Source organism: Ruminiclostridium josui JCM 17888, from assembly GCF_000526495.1.
Classification (GTDB): Bacteria; Bacillota; Clostridia; order Acetivibrionales; family DSM-1351; genus Ruminiclostridium; species Ruminiclostridium josui.
Genome location: NZ_JAGE01000001.1, coordinates 2,556,894 through 2,575,252 on the forward strand (window position 1 = coordinate 2,556,894; position 18,359 = coordinate 2,575,252).

15 protein-coding genes are annotated in these 18,359 nt (G+C 33.8%); 12 read left to right on the top strand and 3 right to left on the bottom strand.

The annotated features are described in order from the left end of the window. Positions 1-21 precede the first annotated feature (21 nt). The 8 genes from K412_RS0111715 to K412_RS0111750 all read left to right on the top strand — a co-directional run bounded on the left by K412_RS0111715 (position 22) and on the right by K412_RS0111750 (position 8,560). The gene (locus K412_RS0111715) at positions 22-1,104 is read left to right on the top strand and encodes a U32 family peptidase (protein ID WP_024833282.1); all 1,083 of its coding nucleotides are present in this window, start codon (positions 22-24) and stop codon (positions 1,102-1,104) included. 22 nt (positions 1,105-1,126) lie between these two features. Further along, entirely contained in the window at positions 1,127-2,209 is a 1,083-nt protein-coding gene (locus K412_RS0111720) for a GHMP family kinase ATP-binding protein (protein ID WP_024833283.1), read from the top strand. 4 nt (positions 2,210-2,213) lie between these two features. Beyond that, positions 2,214-3,293, top strand: coding sequence for an aminotransferase class I/II-fold pyridoxal phosphate-dependent enzyme (locus tag K412_RS0111725; RefSeq protein WP_024833284.1), 1,080 nt, complete (start codon positions 2,214-2,216; stop codon positions 3,291-3,293). A gap of 53 nt (positions 3,294-3,346) precedes the next feature. Beyond that, the gene (locus tag K412_RS0111730; protein ID WP_024833285.1) at positions 3,347-4,171 is read left to right on the top strand and encodes an HAD-IIB family hydrolase; all 825 of its coding nucleotides are present in this window, start codon (positions 3,347-3,349) and stop codon (positions 4,169-4,171) included. A 19-nt stretch (positions 4,172-4,190) separates the two neighbouring features. Then, positions 4,191-4,868: a class I SAM-dependent methyltransferase gene (locus tag K412_RS0111735; protein WP_024833286.1), complete on the top strand. Its 678-nt coding sequence runs from the start codon at positions 4,191-4,193 to the stop codon at positions 4,866-4,868. A gap of 31 nt (positions 4,869-4,899) precedes the next feature. Beyond that, the gene (locus tag K412_RS0111740; protein ID WP_024833287.1) at positions 4,900-6,150 is read left to right on the top strand and encodes a radical SAM protein; all 1,251 of its coding nucleotides are present in this window, start codon (positions 4,900-4,902) and stop codon (positions 6,148-6,150) included. 98 nt (positions 6,151-6,248) lie between these two features. Beyond that, positions 6,249-7,721, top strand: a complete 1,473-nt coding sequence (locus K412_RS0111745) for a B12-binding domain-containing radical SAM protein (RefSeq protein ID WP_024833288.1) — start codon at positions 6,249-6,251, stop codon at positions 7,719-7,721. A 200-nt stretch (positions 7,722-7,921) separates the two neighbouring features. After that, positions 7,922-8,560 carry a chloramphenicol acetyltransferase gene (locus K412_RS0111750; RefSeq protein WP_024833289.1) on the top strand — a complete coding sequence of 213 codons (639 nt, stop codon included), beginning with the start codon at positions 7,922-7,924 and terminating at the stop codon, positions 8,558-8,560. Positions 8,561-8,949: 389 nt separating this feature from the next. Here K412_RS0111750 and K412_RS0111755 read toward each other — a convergent pair whose 3' ends face one another. Continuing rightward, positions 8,950-10,167 carry an IS256 family transposase gene (locus K412_RS0111755; protein WP_024833290.1) on the bottom strand — a complete coding sequence of 406 codons (1,218 nt, stop codon included), beginning with the start codon at positions 10,165-10,167 and terminating at the stop codon, positions 8,950-8,952. A gap of 153 nt (positions 10,168-10,320) precedes the next feature. Next, the gene (locus tag K412_RS0111760; protein ID WP_081741759.1) at positions 10,321-12,429 is read right to left on the bottom strand and encodes a HelD family protein; all 2,109 of its coding nucleotides are present in this window, start codon (positions 12,427-12,429) and stop codon (positions 10,321-10,323) included. Positions 12,430-12,894: 465 nt separating this feature from the next. Here K412_RS0111760 and K412_RS0111765 point away from each other — a divergent pair, with 465 nt between their 5' ends. Further along, positions 12,895-13,692 carry a class I SAM-dependent methyltransferase gene (locus K412_RS0111765; protein ID WP_024833292.1) on the top strand — a complete coding sequence of 266 codons (798 nt, stop codon included), beginning with the start codon at positions 12,895-12,897 and terminating at the stop codon, positions 13,690-13,692. Between the two features lie 115 nt (positions 13,693-13,807). Here the strand turns inward: K412_RS0111765 and K412_RS0111770 are convergent, their stop codons facing one another. Then, entirely contained in the window at positions 13,808-14,527 is a 720-nt protein-coding gene (locus tag K412_RS0111770) for a bilin reductase (RefSeq protein ID WP_024833293.1), read from the bottom strand. A gap of 289 nt (positions 14,528-14,816) precedes the next feature. Here K412_RS0111770 and K412_RS0111775 point away from each other — a divergent pair, with 289 nt between their 5' ends. The 3 genes from K412_RS0111775 to K412_RS0111790 all read left to right on the top strand — a co-directional run bounded on the left by K412_RS0111775 (position 14,817) and on the right by K412_RS0111790 (position 18,290). Further along, positions 14,817-16,097, top strand: a complete 1,281-nt coding sequence (locus tag K412_RS0111775; RefSeq protein WP_024833294.1) for an NAD(P)/FAD-dependent oxidoreductase — start codon at positions 14,817-14,819, stop codon at positions 16,095-16,097. A 35-nt stretch (positions 16,098-16,132) separates the two neighbouring features. Beyond that, a complete protein-coding gene (locus tag K412_RS0111780; protein ID WP_024833295.1) occupies positions 16,133-17,230 on the top strand; it encodes an NAD(P)/FAD-dependent oxidoreductase in 1,098 nt (365 codons plus the stop codon). A 481-nt stretch (positions 17,231-17,711) separates the two neighbouring features. Further along, complete coding sequence (locus tag K412_RS0111790) at positions 17,712-18,290, top strand: TetR/AcrR family transcriptional regulator (RefSeq protein ID WP_024833297.1); 579 nt, start codon at positions 17,712-17,714, stop codon at positions 18,288-18,290. Positions 18,291-18,359: the final 69 nt, after the last annotated feature.

Genomic DNA, 18,359 nt, shown 5'->3' on the forward strand with positions numbered 1-18,359 from the left:
TTATTAAAGGAGGAAATTATAATGCCAGAAAAGACAGGATTATCTATACCCTGTCAATGGGATAAAGACAGCCTTATTGAGATTCTAAACTACAGAATGGATAATGGAATTGATATTAAAGAAGTTTACGGAACTTTATCCTTTGATAGTTTGCCTCATGGAAGAGCATTTGAGGTTACTAAGAAAATTAAGAAAAATGATGCACTGGAAATTAAGAAAATTATTTCTGAAAAAGGTATTACATTTGCCTACCTAATTAACGCACCTATTGAATTGGACTCATATGAATTTTTAGAAAATGACCTTGATTGGATAGTAAACGTTTTTAAAGCAGATTCTATTACAATTAGCTCTCTTAAGCTAATGAAGTTTGTTCGAACAAAATATCCGGACTTAAAAATTAATGTATCAACGATTGCTGGGGTTAAAACCGTGGAAGATATGAAACATTATCTTTCCATCAATCCCAGTAAGTTTATAACCCATCATGATGTAAACAGAAACTTCAAGGACCTAGAAGAAATCATAGAGTTTTTAAAAATACAGAAAATAGATTTTGAGGTAATGGTTAACGAAAGTTGTCTGAGGAGATGCGCTAAGCGGGATGAGCATTATAGCACACTTGGAAAGGGATGTGGTGATAGCGAATTTCATCTGTGGTGTAATAGCTTAAAGGTAACTTATCCTTATCAATTTTTAATGTCTAATTTTATTCGTCCAGAAGATTTGAGATTTTATGAAGAAAAAGGGATTAAGTTGTTTAAGGTAACAGGAAGGTCAAAGCCTTTAGGTTGGCTGCAGGAAGTTGTAAAAGCATATTTAAACAGAGAATATGATGGAAACCTAATTCGCCTGTTAGGAGTTGATCCTAAGTTGGAGGCAGAACGCTTTGTATATATTTCCAATAAGGCTCTGGAAAATTTCTTGGAAAAATTTCCTCAGAATGGCGATATAAAAGAGGAAATTAGGTACTGCAATCGCGTAGTTTCTGAATTATTCAAAAAAAATCAACTTAAAATAAAGAGTGATTTGGCGAAGCCTGAAATAAAGGACACTCAAATATCTTTTAAAATAGAAAAAGATATTTATTCAAAGAGTTATTAATAAAGATAGGGGGGAATTTAACATGGAAATTAATAATTTTGATTTTTTCAAAGTTGGAACGGTATTTAATCCGGTAAAATGCTGTAAAACACCAGAACTACAGGGAAGAAGAATTAGTATTCAGTATCCGTCCCGCCTAAATGCAATGGCTATAGACCCTAGCAAAATAGTAGAGAACAAAAATATGAAATATACTCCGGGTGAAATTGTATTTTCTACCCAGATTTTCTTAGAAATAGAGGTTAAATTGTTAGAAACTGATGAAATTGTTGTTTCTAATTCAGTTTCAGATAGAAAATCAGTTGTTGAGCATGCCTGCAAAATAATGAAAAAGGCATTAGATTACACTGGGGGATTTGAGGTTAATGTGGAAAGTTACCATAATCTGAAACATTGTGGTTTGGGTTCTACAGGTTGTTTGCAAGCAGGTGTTGCAGCGGCAATAAATCATTTATTTGGGTCACCTATTGATGCCAATGATCTTATCAGGTATTTGGCTCAGAACTATGGAGAGGAAATAGACGGCGAGCCGGATTATCTAAATCCTGTTCAATGTATTGGTGGTTCAGCAGCCTCAGGATTACACCAAGGTGGGGTATTGGTAATTGCCGGTGAAAATACAGTTATAGCGGCAGATGATATTTCGGAAAGCTATGATGTAATAATAGGAATACCAGAGGACTTTAATTTCGTAGATTCAAAAGCTCAATTTGAAGAAGAAAAAGAAAATCTGGACAAATTTTTAGAGTGTGGAAAATGCTATAAAGACGAAATAGCATACAATATACTACATTACTTTTTACCTGCAATGAAAAGAGAAAACTTAAAAATAATGGGAGATGTCATCTACGATTATCGGTATAAAAAGGGAAGTATACAAAATTGTGAATATACATATCCTGGGTTAGCCCAACTTATGGATCGATTGTCTTTTCTCAAAACAGAGGGATATGTAGATGTGTTATCTATATCCTCCGTAGGACCTGCTGTAATTGCCATTGCTAAGGATGTAAGTCGTTGTATTGAAGCATTTAAAGAAAATTCAATGAAAATCATTAAAACTAAAATAAATAACTGTACTTACAGGGTGCAATGTTTGGAGTGATGGCATGAATTATATGAACGCTTATGAAGATTTGAGGAATACCTCAAGTTGCTATGACTATTCACTAAGCTTTAATAGGGATGAGACTATTTTTGAAATGCTCAAGGATATCCAAACGCATGAAGTAGCCGAGATGATTAACAGGTATCCTCAGCAGAGCTATTTTGAGTTCAAGGAACTTTTAGGCTTAATATACCCCGGTATAAGAGTTGTTCTTGGCAGTGGCTCTGAAGATTTGATATGGAGGATTAATAATTTTATTCTAAGAAACAAAAAGGTAGGAGTAGTCTTACCTACATTTTATAGAATATATCAGACATTGAAAGAGCCGTGCTTTATAAATATGCCCTATGATATAAATAATGAGGTGTTGGATATTTGCAGTTTGCGTAATGCAATAAATGAAGGAAAATATGAGGCTGTTTGGATAACTAATCCTAATCCAATTACTGGAAAAGGGTTTTGCGCACGTGATTTACAGAAAGTAATAGAAGATAATAAAGACATATTATTTATTGTTGATGAAGCTTCAGTTGATTCGGTTCTGGATATTGACAGGTTTTCTATACTTAAAAACAGTTATAATCTAAAAAATTTAGTTGTAATCAGAACTTTTTCAAAGTTTTATGGCGTGCCAGGGATGCGGCTTGGTTATGCATCACTAAATGAAAAACTTGCTGAATGCATTGAGAATTGGGGACAGGTATTCCCGGTAAGTAGCTTTAGTATCTACGTAGCAAAAAAATTTCTTAATCAAAAAAATTTATTCCAGGAAATTCGAAGAAAAATAAATCATAATAAAAACGTGATAACTTCTTTGCTAAATAGTACTTCTAAACTTATTCTTTATAAATCGTTGACTAATACGATAGTTATCGGAGGTCACAACATTCAACAAAACTTATGGCAAGCATTCAAAGATAAGGGAATATTAGGTTTCTCTCTAGAGGAAGAAAAGGGAATGGTTTCCTCAAACTGTGTAAGGCTAACAATCCACAGCGGTGAAGAGAGTTTTGGCTATCTTTATAACGGTGTTAAAGATCTGGTGTGTGAGTTAGAGGGTGTTAATAGAGTTTTTCGATGAATAAGTAATTTCTAGGGGGTAGAGCTATTAATAAATATCTGTACATCAGTGATTTGGATGGAACATTGCTAAGCAGTAAAGCATGTTTGCTGGATGAATGTATTAATAGGTTAAATCATATGATAAGTGACGGACTTATGTTTACATTTATTACAGCAAGGGATTGGTTAAGTTCAAAAGAAATTATGTCTGGAGTTAAACTTACATTACCTGTTTCTGTATGTAACGGAAGAGCAATTGTAGATTATCAAACAGGTAAAATGCAAAAGGCCTATTACATAAAGAGTGATATGGTAATGAAAATCATTCAGACAGCTTATCAATTTTCCTTATTTCCCAATATGCACGTATATTACTTTGATCGTATTCAAGCTTGCTATGTCGCAGTACATCAACGCAATAATAAAGATTATTATCTAAAAAGACTAAAAGAAAAGAAAGGTATGGCATTTGAAGTACCATCTATAGAGGAAGCAATGATTGAAAATGTAATTTCCATTGCTTTTGTAGATTCAAAGGATAAGATAAGACAATTCTGTTCGGCGCTGAATTATATAAATCTAGAATCACTGAGTATTCATGTTTATAATGATCCATTTGATAAAAATATAGAAATTGTAGATATATTATCTGATACAGCTTCAAAAGGAGTTGCTGTTTGGGATATAGCTCATTATTGCGGTATTGCATCAAAAGAACAAATTGTTTCCTTTGGTAATGACGACAATGATATAGAACTTCTAAAGGCTTCAGGTATAGGTGTTGCTGTAGGTGATGAGTCGGATTTATTGAGAGAGCAAGCAACAATTTGCTTGAAATATCAAGAAGGAGTGTCTGTTTTAGATTTTTTGGAATGGCATTTTTATAAAAAATTATGAAAGAAAGGTTGTGATTAAAATGGATAATAGCGCAGAAAGAGCATTGAGGTATTGGAATAATTGTGACATAATTCAGGAATTTGCAAATTTCGAGGCACCTCAATATTGGAAAGATTTCTTTTTAAATATCCCGTCTCCGCATAAATGTAATGTTTTGGATTTAGGCTGCGGAGGTGGACGAAATACTCAAATGCTAGTATCAATGGGCTTTAATGTAAGGGCATGTGATTTGCATCAGGGGATGGTGGCTGCCACTCGTCAAAGGATAAAGCCCTTTGTTAATGGACAAGATGTTGATACAATCGTGCGACAAGGCAGTATGCTACAGCTGCCATATGAAGATAACTATTTTAATGTTGTATTATCCAATGGTATTTTTCATAATGCTTCTTCTATTGAAGAATTTGAAACAGCAATAAAGGAAACAGACAGAGTACTATGCGAAGATGGACAGTTATGTCTGAATGTATTTACTGAAGAATATGTAGAAGATAATTTGAAAAAACAGCAGAAGCCTTTTCTATATCTTACTCCTGATAATCTAGATATGGTACTTCTTCCTATAGACAATATACTTGCTATTTTACAAAAGTATTCTATGAAACCGGAGGGTGAATTGGCAAGGTATCGTTCTAAGGTAGATACAGGAGAGAGAAGCGTGCTAAGAGGCGTTTTTAAGAAAAGCAAAAGGAATTAAATAATTAATAATTTTGAAAGGGGTTATTTTAATGAGTAAAAAAGTACGGCTAATATGTAATTTAAACTGTAGTAGAAGACAAATGGACATGGTAAAGCTGGAATCCTATCTATTAGCAAATGGATATGAAATAGTTGAGGATGAAAATCAAGCAGATCAAATTGTCTATACAACATGTGGGTTTATAAATGAAACGACTCAGGTTGCATTTAATGAAATAGAAAGGCTGAAATCTCTGCCTGCCGAGCTTATTGTTACAGGCTGCCTGCCAGATACAGATTCGGATTTGTTCAAGAAGGTACATAGTGGCAAAGTAGTTCGAAATACAGAATTGAATAAATTTGATGAATATTTTAATAGCGATATTAAATTTAAGGATATTCCTGATGCACATGATATGCCATGGGGGAAGGGAGAATACTTTTGTGTCGAGGTAAGCAGAGGGTGCCCTGAAAATTGCTCATATTGTGCAACAAAATGGGCTGTTGGAAAAATGAATAGTAAGCCAATACAAAAGTGTGTTGAGGAAATTGAAGAATTCAAAAAAAGTACATTTAATAAGGTTGTTATTAATGGAGATAATGTTGGGGCTTACGGGCTTGATATAAAAGAAACCTTTGGTACATTAGTATCAGCTCTGCCAATTGAGGATGGAAAATACACAGCATATATTGATTCATTGCATCCAAGATGGCTATTACTGTACTATGATGCAGTATTGTCGGCAATAAGTAAAAATCGGTTTGGAATGCTTGTATCTGCTATACAGGCGGGGAATGAAAGAATATTGGATTTAATGCGGCGTAAAGTAGACATGAAAAAATTAAAGGAAGCATTTATTGAGATAAAAGAGAAGAGTCCGGAGATAGTCTTAGGAACAGAAGTTATTGTGGGATTTCCAACAGAAAGCGAAAGCGACTTTATGGAAAGTGTAGATTTTATTTTAAGCACAAAAATAGATTGGGGTAATATATTTGCTTTCTCCGCGAAAAGAGGAACCGAGGCTGCAGCGATTGAAGGTCAGATAGATGAAGCTGAAAAGAGAAGACGGATTAATTATTTGATAGAAAGACTCAAGGAAAATAACTACTTTATCTTTAAGGAAGAAAAATCACAAGCAGTTATTTTTAGCAATGCTAATGTATGCATTAATGCAGACAAGAGCTCGAATCCATATTGGCAGACCTGTTTTGACACTGTTTGTCTTGATAGGAAAAAACAGAATCAGATTCGTAATGATATAAGAGAAGGAAGAATAAAGGTTAGTGAAGTAAGTTTCTAATAATTATAGATATGTTTTATCTGCCGGAACCTATACTGCAATTCAATGACAGTTAGTTTCCGGCATAAATTCTTTTAAGTTAGGTAGGGGGATAAGTATTGATAGAGAATAAATATGTTTGTCTGATACAACCACATACATCTTATAAGTTGGCAACTATTCAACCGGCGCTCTTTGACCAGTTTGACAGTATTGGTTTGCTTGCTTTGGCAGGTTATCTGAGGGAGAAGGGATATACAGTAGACATTCTGCATTTAGCTAAAGCATATAGAAATGGATATACAAAAAAGCAGGTTGAAGAAAAAATTAAGGAACGTAAACCGATTTTATTTGGTATAGGAAATATGTGGCTTCATCAAAGTGTAGGTATGCTGGAAACAGCACAAATGATCCGGGATATTTATGGCGACATACCCATTGTAGTCGGGGGTCAGCATGCAAGTTTTTTTGCAAGGGATATTGTAGAGGATTATTCTGGCCTGATAAATGGTGTTATTGTGGGAGAAGGGGAGGAAACACTTTACCAACTAGTAAGGTCAGTTGAAGAAGGAGGCACCATAGATCCCACTGTTCCGGGCTTTATGTCTAGACAAGAGGACGGAGAAATAATATATATACCAAGAAATGTGACACTGGAAATGGATAGCTTGCCTTTTATGTCTCATAAGGGAGTCTGGCCTGAGGTTCGCCCCAAAAAAGGAGATATCATTCCTTCCGTAGCGGCAATAGATACTGTTAGAGGAGGATGTCCAACCGATTGTGGTCATTGTCTTGAAGCAAATAGTTTAGGAAAGCATGGAAGAGAAAAAAGGGCTTTTCATTCTCCAGAGTATTTGGTAGAGCAGTTGAAAAGGTATCTGAGTGAGGGGAAAACCTACATTGTTATACAGGATTCATTTTATGCAAATGGGGATGGACCTATTGCAGAATTTATAGAAAGAGTATGTAAGGAAAATATTAGAACGGATGCGATGCACTTTTTTATTGAACCGGGTTATGTAAGCAGTGATATATTTAAGGTGCTTGAGAAATTTCCTGCCGATAAAGTTGCTATTGACTATGGCATAGAGACAGGGTCGGAAAAAGTTGCAAAAAATATGAATAGATTCTTTAAAATGGACAGCATATACAGGGATATTGAGGCATTAGGAAAGACAAATACACTGGCAACTGCATGGTGGCTTATAAGCCTTCCGGGGGAGACAGAGGAAGATGTAAGGCTGACGGAGGAAGCAATAAAAAATACAATTGACTTGGGAGTATTTACCGAAAGGGTTTCTCAAATGCTGCTTTTCCCTCAGAGCGAATTGTACAAAAAACGGCATTTGTATGATATTAATGCATACTTTCATAATTATAATGATTTTAAAATTTTTTCTACGATTGAACGTAGGGAAAATGGTATTTACCCTGAACTTGTGACACATGATATGCCATATCAGACTAAAGAGGATACACTAAGGTTACTAAAAGATTTAAAAAAGACGGTACGCAAAGCTACCGAAAGTTCAAGGCATTTAGAGAAAATGAAAAAACTTGGATACGAGCTAAATGATTACGACTTTTTTTAAACATATTTTTTAAACATATATAAAGGGATGAAAAGCACTTACTTCCAGGGGGAATTATTATACTTGTTCCTTGGGGTAATGCAGATGTATTAGAAAGATATTCGGGAAAGCGAATTGAAATGGAGGCATATGTTTGCCGTTTATAGAAACATAAGATGACATAGATTTAATGATAAATAGTTTTAGCGGGAGGATTAAGTGTGAAGTATATAGAAATGGATAAAAGTCCGAGGAAAAATATATTTAAACTATTCAAGCAAATGGATTATCCTCATTTTAGTCTATGTGCAAATGTAGATGTAACAGAATTGTACAATTATGCAAGTAAGTATAGTTTATCTTTCTTTAAAACAATGATGTTCTTTGTGTCAAAAACGGCAAATGAAATCAAAGAATTTCGTTATCGTATTCAAGGGGAAAATGTGGTAGAGTATGATGTGGTGCATCCCTCATACATTTTACTGACTAAGGAAGATGCTTTTAATTTTTGTACGGTTGAATTTAAAGATGATTTTATTGAGTTTTACTCAGAGGCTGTACGCACTGCAAAGGAATTGCAGGGTAATATTGACCTGGAGCATGAACCTGAACGGGATGATCTTATATTAATTACATGTACTCCATGGTTAACTTTTACAAGTATAATGCATCCTGCACATATGCACCCGGTAGATTGCCTTCCCAGAATTGCATGGGGAAAATATTTTGATGAGAGACAAAGAATAAAAATGCCATTGGCGGTACAAGCACATCATTCACTAATTGACGGATTACATGTGGGTAAATACTATAGTCTGCTTCAAAAATATTTGGATAATCCAGAGCCTCATTTAAAATAATAGCAAAATATAGTAAAAGGGGCTGTTGCACAATGAATAAATTTATTCTGAACCGCTCCCCGTCAAGTAGACAACTAAAAAAATATAAATCTTTTCTGCCAGTAGGTATAACCTACTGGCAGTTTTTATGCGGGACTGTAAATAATTTTGTGTATGAAGCCTTTCAAACTCAATGATGGCTAAGTATTTCCAAAGTATTAACTCTCAAAAATTTAATACTATATTTCAAATTATTGCCATATTATTCTATTTTTATGCATTATTTAGAGTAAATCTGGCAATAATTATTTAATAATGGTATTTCTATGCTTATACCTGTATTTTGAAGGTCTAGCCCGTCCGGCAATGAGGACGAGCCCTTCAGGGCGGTGGGGGCTTTGCTCTATGTTTTAAATATAGTTATCCAGTCTCCCATCGTACATAATCATTAATTGACTCATGACCTGATCCCAATTCCGGTATCGTTGAGTCCATTTTTTTATTACATTCATTGATGCCAAATAAAGCATCTTTTCAAGAGAAGTATCAGAAGGAAAAACGGATTTTGTCTTAGTAACTTTTCTGAACTGCCGATGCAATCCTTCAATTATATTGGTTGTATATATTATTTTTCTTATCTGCTCCGGGAACTTGTAATATGGTGATAAAACTTCCCAATTGTTTTCCCAACTTTTAAATGCATATGGATAATCCTTGCCCCATTTGTTTTTCAGGTCTTCAAACCGGTTTAATGCTATTTCTTCACTGGGGCTTGTGTAGACAGTTTTAAAATCCTTTGAAAAAGCCTTCAAATCCTTATATGAAACATATTTAAATGAGTTTCTTAGTTGATGAATTATACACCTTTGAATTTCTGACTTTGGAAAAGCAGCTGCAATAGCTTCTTTGAGCCCTGTAAGTCCGTCCACACAGAATATGAGTACATCTTCTATACCTCTGTTTTTAAGGTCATTTAACACACCTAACCAGAACTTGGAGGATTCGTTCTCTCCAATCCATATTCCAAGGATATCTTTCTTACCTGAAATATCTACACCCATAACAACATAAGCAGCTCTATTTACTATTTGTCCATCAGTTCTTACCTTGTAATGGATAGCATCCATAAATACAAAAGGATAGATAGCCTCAAGGGGCCTACCTTGCCATTCTTTTATTTCAGGAAGGATTCTTTCAGTTATTTTACTAACCATTTCAGCAGAAATATCTATTCCATAAAGCTCTTTAACCTGATCGTGAATATCTCTGGTAGACATGCCTCGGGCATAAAGAGAAATCACCTTATCCTCAATTCCTGATACATCCCTTTTGTACTTGGGAACTATTTTAGGCTCAAATTCACCTTTTCTGTCCCTTGGAATATCAATCTGTACAGGGCCGAATTCACTCTTTAGTTTTTTTGTTGAGTAACCGTTTCTACTGTTGTCGGTAATTTTATGTCTTGACTCATCTCGGGAATACCCAAGAGAAACATCCATTTCGGCTTCAAGCATTTCCTGAAGAACATCTTTAAATGCCTCCTTTAAAAAGGAGATTATTTCTCCGGGATTTTTAAAATCATTCTCCGCAATTATTTCCTGTACTAGCTCTTTTGATAATACGCTCATAAAAAATATTCCTTTCTGGTTAATACTTAAATTCTTAACCATAAAAGAGTATTTCCTATGTTTCATACACAAAATTATTTACAGCGTCAAAGAAGGGAGCACAGCTGACTACTTTTTAAGTAGTTTTGCGACACTCCCTTTTCATACTTAACTTTATTCACCTTTTAGTAATTCAGTTAAACTTCCAGTATATAGAAGTGATAGTTTGTGCATGGCACGGGTACAGGCAATATACAAAAGCTTACGGTCATAATCAGTGTAATAGGTCTCAATGTTTGCTGAAGGAATAATTACCTCATCAAATTCAAGGCCTTTAGACATTTGAATTGAGGTAATTGTTATTCCATTAGCAAACTGTTGGCTATCAGTGGTAATTAAATGGGCATCGTAATCTTTGGATAACTTATCGTATAGCGAAGCTGCCATACTATTTGTCTTAAGGATAATGCCAAGTGTCACATTACCACTATGCTGAAAGGCATCAATTTTTTCTTTTATTTTTAAAAGTTCATCCTCTGAATCGCTGCAAGAAATAAGTTCAGGTATATCTCCGTGACGCTCTATTGGTTCTAGCTTTGTAACATTTTGTATCTGTTTGGCAAAATTAATAATTTCGTATGTTGAACGATAGCTTTTATTCAGTTCGACGTAATTTACACCTTCGTAAACTTTTTTGAGGTCATCAAGAGAATGAAGGTGATTTGGATTGAGAGACTGCCCATAATCTCCAAGTATTGTTTTTTTGCATTTAAAAAGCTTATTTAAAACAATATATTGGACAGGTGTATAATCTTGCATTTCATCAATAATAACGTGCTTTATTAATTTGTTTTCCTTCAAACCCTCAAAGACAGAATGAAAGTACATAAAGGGGTAAACATCAGCCCACTCCAGCGTTTTCTTATCAGGCATTACGAATTTATCCGGTAACTTCATTGTCTTATAAAAGTCTTTATAAAGAGCTAATGTATTTTTTATCTTAAACATTTCGCTTAATTTCTTTAAAATAGATTTTGGCTTTGGTAATTCATCATCCCTGATATTCTCAGTTTGGAGTTTATCGTAAATATCTGATGCTACTTCAGATAGTTTGATTTTTATGGGATAATTTTTATATGCATTATACCGTGATAGAATCCATTCCCTATCAACTTTAAAATTACCAAATTCATAATCTGTGGGTTGGAAGTATTCAGTTGTTGCATATTCAAGATAGTCATCCATCATTTTTATAAACTCAAATCTGGATTTAAATTTTACTCTCTCTGCCCAAGCGGTATCATTTGTTTCAAGAGGGTCCTTGTCGGGTTCGAAGTTAATTATCCCATCTAATTGTATTTCGGCAACATCGGCAAAACTCATTTCAAAGATTGGTTCTTCACCTAATTCAGGTAATACATTAGAAATATAGTCTGCGAAAACCTTGTTTGGAGAAAGAATAACTACATTTTTAGCAGACAAGGTATCCTTAAAACGATATAGTAAATATGCTATTCGATGTAGTGCAATTGACGTTTTACCTGATCCGGCAACCCCCTGAATAATAAGAGTTTCTGCTTGCTCGTTTCTGATAATTTGATTTTGCTCTCTTTGTATGGTAGCGATTATTGTCTTCATTTTTTCGTCGGACGTGTGGCTTAGCTCTCTTTGTAGTACATCATCCTGAATGTTTATTGAACTTTCTAAAACATATTTCATTTCCCCTTGAACTATTTTCAATTGCCGTTTACGGGTCAGATCTCCATTAATTCTTCCAACTGGTGCGTCATAGCCTGCTTGACCCAGTTCACAGTCATAAAACATACTTGAGATAGGAGTTCGCCAGTCGTAAATCAAAATATTTGACTGATTTGCATCAGAAAAAGAAAATCTGCCGATGTAAAAAACAGAGGGAATTTCGCTTTCATCTTCAGTAAAATCAATTCTTGCAAAGTAAGGAGATTCTAATAACTTGTTAATTCTATCCCTCATTTTTACCGCATGAGTACCGGCTCTTTCAATTTGCTCCATAGAAATCTCATTTTGAAATATTTCTTTTGGGTCTATTTCACTACGATAATTGGCAAGGTACCGCTTAGAATCCATATACTGCTCATCATAATGTTTGACTGATTTATTATAGCTTTCTAGAGCATCATTCAATTTATCCTTGATTTTCTCAAGATGCTCAATTTCATCTGGGAAATTACTAAATATGCTTGAATCATTCACATTATCTTCAATGTGGTTTAAAGATTTTTCTTGTATTTGTTTACCGTTCATAAGTGAAATTGTTTAATCCTCCCTTTCACATAATTAATTAGATATAATTAGTTGTGGCGCACTATATGTAGTCAAGTATTGTTGTACTGACTAACGCTGTAAACATAATGTGTAAATTTCTCCTTTCGATAGGCATAAGATTGCTGTTTTTAAAGTGCAAATAATGAGCATTAAACATTACAAATATTTACATATATTAAAAAATTATACTATTAATAACTCTCTTTGTAAACATGATTGCTTAAAAAAATTCAAGATATTTACAGTAATGGATATAAGTAGTATAATAACGGTAATATGCAAAAATATGTATATTATTTTGGGGAACTATTCAAATATTGTAAATTCGTTAAGTTACGCAAGCAGAATACATGGCTGAATGCCATTCGTTCTAAGATTAAGATAAAGGACAAATGTTAATTTTTATATGATTAAGTAGTAAAAGTGCTAAGAGGGGGAAAACCAGTGTTTACATGCGAAAGGTTTATAGATAAAATTATTCAAAGATTATATCGGAATAATTCTCTTGAGGGTGAGAATGAATTAGATTATTGGAATAGACTTTGGCAGAAAAGTATTGATTATTACAAGGAAAAGGGAGTACCTGAAGAAATTGAAAGCCTTTGGTGGAAGTATTTATACGACGAAATGTTGGACCATTATATAGAGCTTTTAGGAACAATAAATAACAAATCAATATGTGAATTAGGAAGCGGTTCAGGGTATTCTAGTTTGATGATGGCAACAAAAGGAGCTAATGTAACACTGGTTGATTATGCACCTCTTTCATCAGAATATTCAAAGCTGATATGCCAGTATATGAATTTAGATGCTAACAAGATAAATTTTATAACAGATGATGCTTTTTCAAAAGACCTGAATATAGGGCAATTTGACGTTGTATGGAACTGTGGTGTTATAGAGCATTATGATTGGGATGAGGCTGTAGAGCTTATAAGAATCATGGCAAAGCACGCAACTAAAGGTGGAAAAGTTATGGTAACTCTGCCTAATCTGATAGCGCCGGAATTTATATACTTAACAATTACCGTTGGAAAAAGCAGCGAGAAATACTACTCATACCGAATGCTGAAAAAAATTATGCAGGAGGCGGGATTATTAAATGTACAAGTGAAAGCAATTAATTATTGGTTGCCGTCTAATATATCCGGCGAATTTGCTAATAAGATGAGGAAATATAAATTTTTTAAACATTTCAAAGGACTGTGTTGGCTGTTTACCGCAATCGGGGAAAAACAATAAATTCATTTGTGAGAAGTATAAAGTCCTTTTTTTGAATCCAACCCATAGGGCGGTGGATTTGGCCTAAAATCCACCACCCTATATGGCGTTGCTGTAAATAGTGCTGCTGTATCAACTAAAATTTTTCTGTCCCAAAGAAAACAGAATTGAAGAATTTCTTTATAGATTCAGCACCCATGGAATTCTTAAATACATTTGTAGATACGCCTCCAATATCAATCAGATTATTTACGTAATCTTTTGTAATCTTTAATTTAACCACCTTTTCACTTTCTGAAAGGATATCCATTTCTTGTTCTGCTTCAATAAATCTATGTAAATTTTCATTAAAAATTGAGAGTATGATATCATCCTGTGCACTTGAAGTTTTTTTGGCAATGCATACTGTTTTTAATGAATCATACCAACATTCTTTTAGTTTCATGTCAGGTAAATCTGCATATTTGTCCTTTATAGCTTGGAGCTTATCAAGATATGCATTATATAGTGAATTCTTTTCCTTCACCAAATCATAATATTCAACTAAAAAATTTCGTTTTTCCCCAATAAATAAATAGTCACTAGAGAAAAGAGGCAAATTCTTATAGTAAGGTGTAATTACAAAAGTAAGCATCTGCAGTTCTGATGAATCTTTTGATTCCATCAACAATAGATTACCAACACCAACGATTTCATATTGTTTAATATTATATACTATATTTTGTATTTGAAGATTGGAAAACTGTCCACAATCTATTTCGTTAATTGTATAACTATGGTTAAGAATATTCAGGCCATCTTCAATTTCTTTTTCAATCATTGTTTTGTTAGACAAAAAAACAGAATTATCACTCATAGAATCATTCCTTTATGCATAATTTATTTTAAATAGGTTGCTAACCTAATTAATTCACACCTTTTATAATAACAAAATATTTTATATAAGGTAAGTTTGATAATTTGACAAATTTAGGCAATAATAACCACAAATGGAAATAGAAACAAAAAATTCTATAAATCTTGAATTATTTCTGTAATTATCAAGCTTTACCTTTATTTGTAAATAAAATTTCAAGATGATATAATTCCCATACACAATTTGCCATTTAATACCAATATTAGTGTATGAAGGGAAGTTTGATTTTATGAGTAAAACAGTAGACTTAATCATTGTGGGTGCTGGTCCTGCAGGACTTATGGCTGCAAAAACTGCAGCTGAAATGGGGCTTAGGGTTGTAATAGTTGAGAAAAGTAAGAATTTTGATCACCTGAAACGTGCATGTTCCGCTCAGATAATTTTAGATGACGGATATGAAAATGAGTTCGTTCATGTAAATGACGGGAAAATTATTTTTGAGAGGAATAATTTCCAGGTTAAGTACACCGGACAATTAAAGGATGTTACTGACAAATACTATTACTCTCCTCGTGGACATAAGATTCATTTTGCACATCCAGACAAGAAGCCCTTTGCCGTCAAGTTTGATAAGAACAAGCTTCTTCAGGACTTATGTAAAGAATGTGAAGATCTAGGAGTAGACATAAGAATGTCAACTCTAGCCTACGAAGGTTCTGATATGGGGGACTATGTGAAAATAGGTCTCAGAGAAAATGATAAGCGGTATACCATTGAGGCCAAAAAAGCAATTATTTCTGAAGGTGTTAATGCAAAACTAACAGGGATGTTTGGTCTTAATAAAGGCAGACAGCATTTTGCAACAGCTCATGTTGTAAAGTATATTATCAAAGGGGTATCGGGATATATTCCAAACAGTTGGAATTTATATTATGGAAAAACATATCATTCCAATGCAGCAGTAATTGTAGGACCAAGCTTATATGGTGACGACACCGTAGAATTAACACTTTCTGGAAATAAAAGCATAAGACCTAAATCAATCTTTGAAAATGTAATTACTAACAGCCCCCTTAAAGACCAGTTTGCTAATACAACTGTATTAGATATTCATGGGTGTGCAGTTAAAGCATTTATGTCTTTGAAGAAGCCGTATACGAAAAATGTCCTCTCTATAGGTGATAGTGCTGCATTTGTTGAAGTTGAGGTACAGGGTGCTTTAATGTGCGGATATCATGCAGCAAAAGCTATAAATAGTGAGCTTGATGGTAAGAATGGCTTTGAAAGTTATACTCGTTGGTGGAATGAGGCTTTTGAATTCAACCGTGATGAATATCTTAAAGTTTCTCAGGGTTATGCGCTGGTTCCCACATATACAGACGATGAACTGGACTACTTATTCTCATTAATCGAAGGTAAAACCCTGGAAGGTACATATAGTCAATATAAAACACCAAAACTTATCTGGGATTCCATTTTGCAAAATAAAGATAAAATTCAAATTGAAAGACCTGCTATATTTAACAAAATATTGAATATGAACCAGTTAACACTGGCAGGTACATTTTAAAGGGAAAGGATAAGTACATATATGAAAATGAATTCTTGCAAATACAAGATAAAAAGTTAGTATTTACAAGAAATAACTTTAGTATACCTTATACAGGACGTTTAAAGAAAGTTGTAAACAATTACCATTATTCCCCTAGTGGTCATAGAATACATTTTGCTCATCCTGATGGAAGACCATTTGCAATCAAATTTGATAAAGGGCAATTGCTTCAGGATTTATGGAAAGATTGTGAGAGGCTGGGAGTAGAGTTAAGGTTGGAGACCTTGGCCTATGGCGGTTCGGATACAGGGGATTTTGTTAAGTTAGAGCTTAAATCTAAAGGACGCACTTCTGAAATTCAGGCTAAAAAATTGGTAATAGCCGAGGGAGCCAACGCAAAGCTTACTGGTGTATTTGGCCTAAATAATGATAGAGGCTTGTTTGGTACACCTTTTGTTTTAATATATACAATTGAGAATACTTGTGGTTTTGAACCCGGGAGTTGGAACCAGTATTACGGAAGTGCATATCATCCTTACGGAGAAATAATTGTCGCCCCAAGCCTTGAAGATGATAACACTATAGAATTGACTATTGCAGGAAACAAACAGTTATTGCCAGAAACATTTTATGATGGCATTACCCAAAATAGCCCACTAAAAGAGAATTTTGCAAATTCACGGATTATTGACAAACAAGGATGCTCACTCAGGTCTTATGCGCCACTTAAAAAGCCATACTTAAGCAACGTAATTACTATAGGTGACAGTGCAGCACATGTTGAGGTTATTGTCCAAGGGGCTATAATGTGCGGATACCATGCTGCCAGAGCAATAAATGATGAGCTCCAGGGTAAAAATGGCTTTGAGGAGTATACAGCATGGTGGAATGATGCTTTCGATTTTAATCGTGGTGATTTTAAGGATTTTATCAGTATGTACGGCAGCCTGACAATGATGCCGAAATATACGGATGATGAGCTTGACTACCTATTTTCATTGCTTGAAGGTAGAGTGCTTAACGGTGATTTTAGTCAGTTTGAAACACCAAAGAAATTATGGCGTTCTTTATTAGAGTATAAAGAAAAAATTGAGAGTGAAAGACCCCTTTTATACGAAAAAATAAAGAAAATTGAGAAATTTAATTTGTAAATCATTTTTAACGGAATTTAGTACCTAAGCAAGAATGTTCAAATATAGAACATTCTTGCATTTTTGTAACTTGTATTTTTTTGTATAACTATAGGTGGAATGAATGAAAAAAAGCTTAGATTTATTGTCAGTTTTGCAAAACCATATAAATATAGATTCCTTATTATACTTCTAGTAATATTAACCACTACATATTTAGGAATGACTTACCTGTATTTGTTTGGTAAAATGGTTGATTCATTATATTACAATTATGCTCCAGAACGGTCAAATAGCGGCCCAAGGTCAAACGCAAAAATTATTAGAGAAAAATGAGATTTGGCTTCTTTATTTCAGCTAAACTAAATTTGGAGGAAACCCTTTGAAAAGCATAATTGACTGCTTAGAAATTGTAAGCTTAGTATTGGTTGATACTGCTTACTAAATTAGTTTAAAATTGTAAATATATAGCGCTATTATTTCAAAAAGAAAGGAATTTACAATGAATAATAAAATGACAACAAGAACTAAGCAGGCAATTGCATCAAAAAATAAAATATATAAGTGCGGAGAAAAGCTAATTCGGAAATATGGATTTGATTCTGTAACAGTAGAGCAGATTGCAAAAAAAGCCGGTGTATCAGTAGGTACATACTATTATTATTATGAATCTAAAATGGATCTTTTAAGAGAAGCATTCAATAAGGCTGATAAGTATTTTCTTGAACAAGTAGAAGGCAAATTAACCGAAAGGGAATGTAAAAAACGAATAGTGGAATTTTTTGACATTTATGCAGACTATACTTTGAAAGATGAAATTGATGTGATAAAAAAGTTTTATACGTCAGAAAACAAAATGTTTATTGTTGATGGTAGGGGTATGCAGAATGTTTTAACAAATATCATTAGAGATGGACAAAAAAATAATGAAATAAGCAAAGATTCAACTCCGGAAACTTTAACAAAGATGCTTTTTGTTGTTGCAAGGGGTATCATTTTTGATTGGTGTTTATATGATGGAAAAACTGACTTAAAAAAGGAAATGAAAGAAATTATGGAAATGATAACAAAACAAATATAAGAACATCCAATTACTAATACTTATAGTTCTAAACCCCAATTTATACTTTATTTTCCATTGCTATTATGA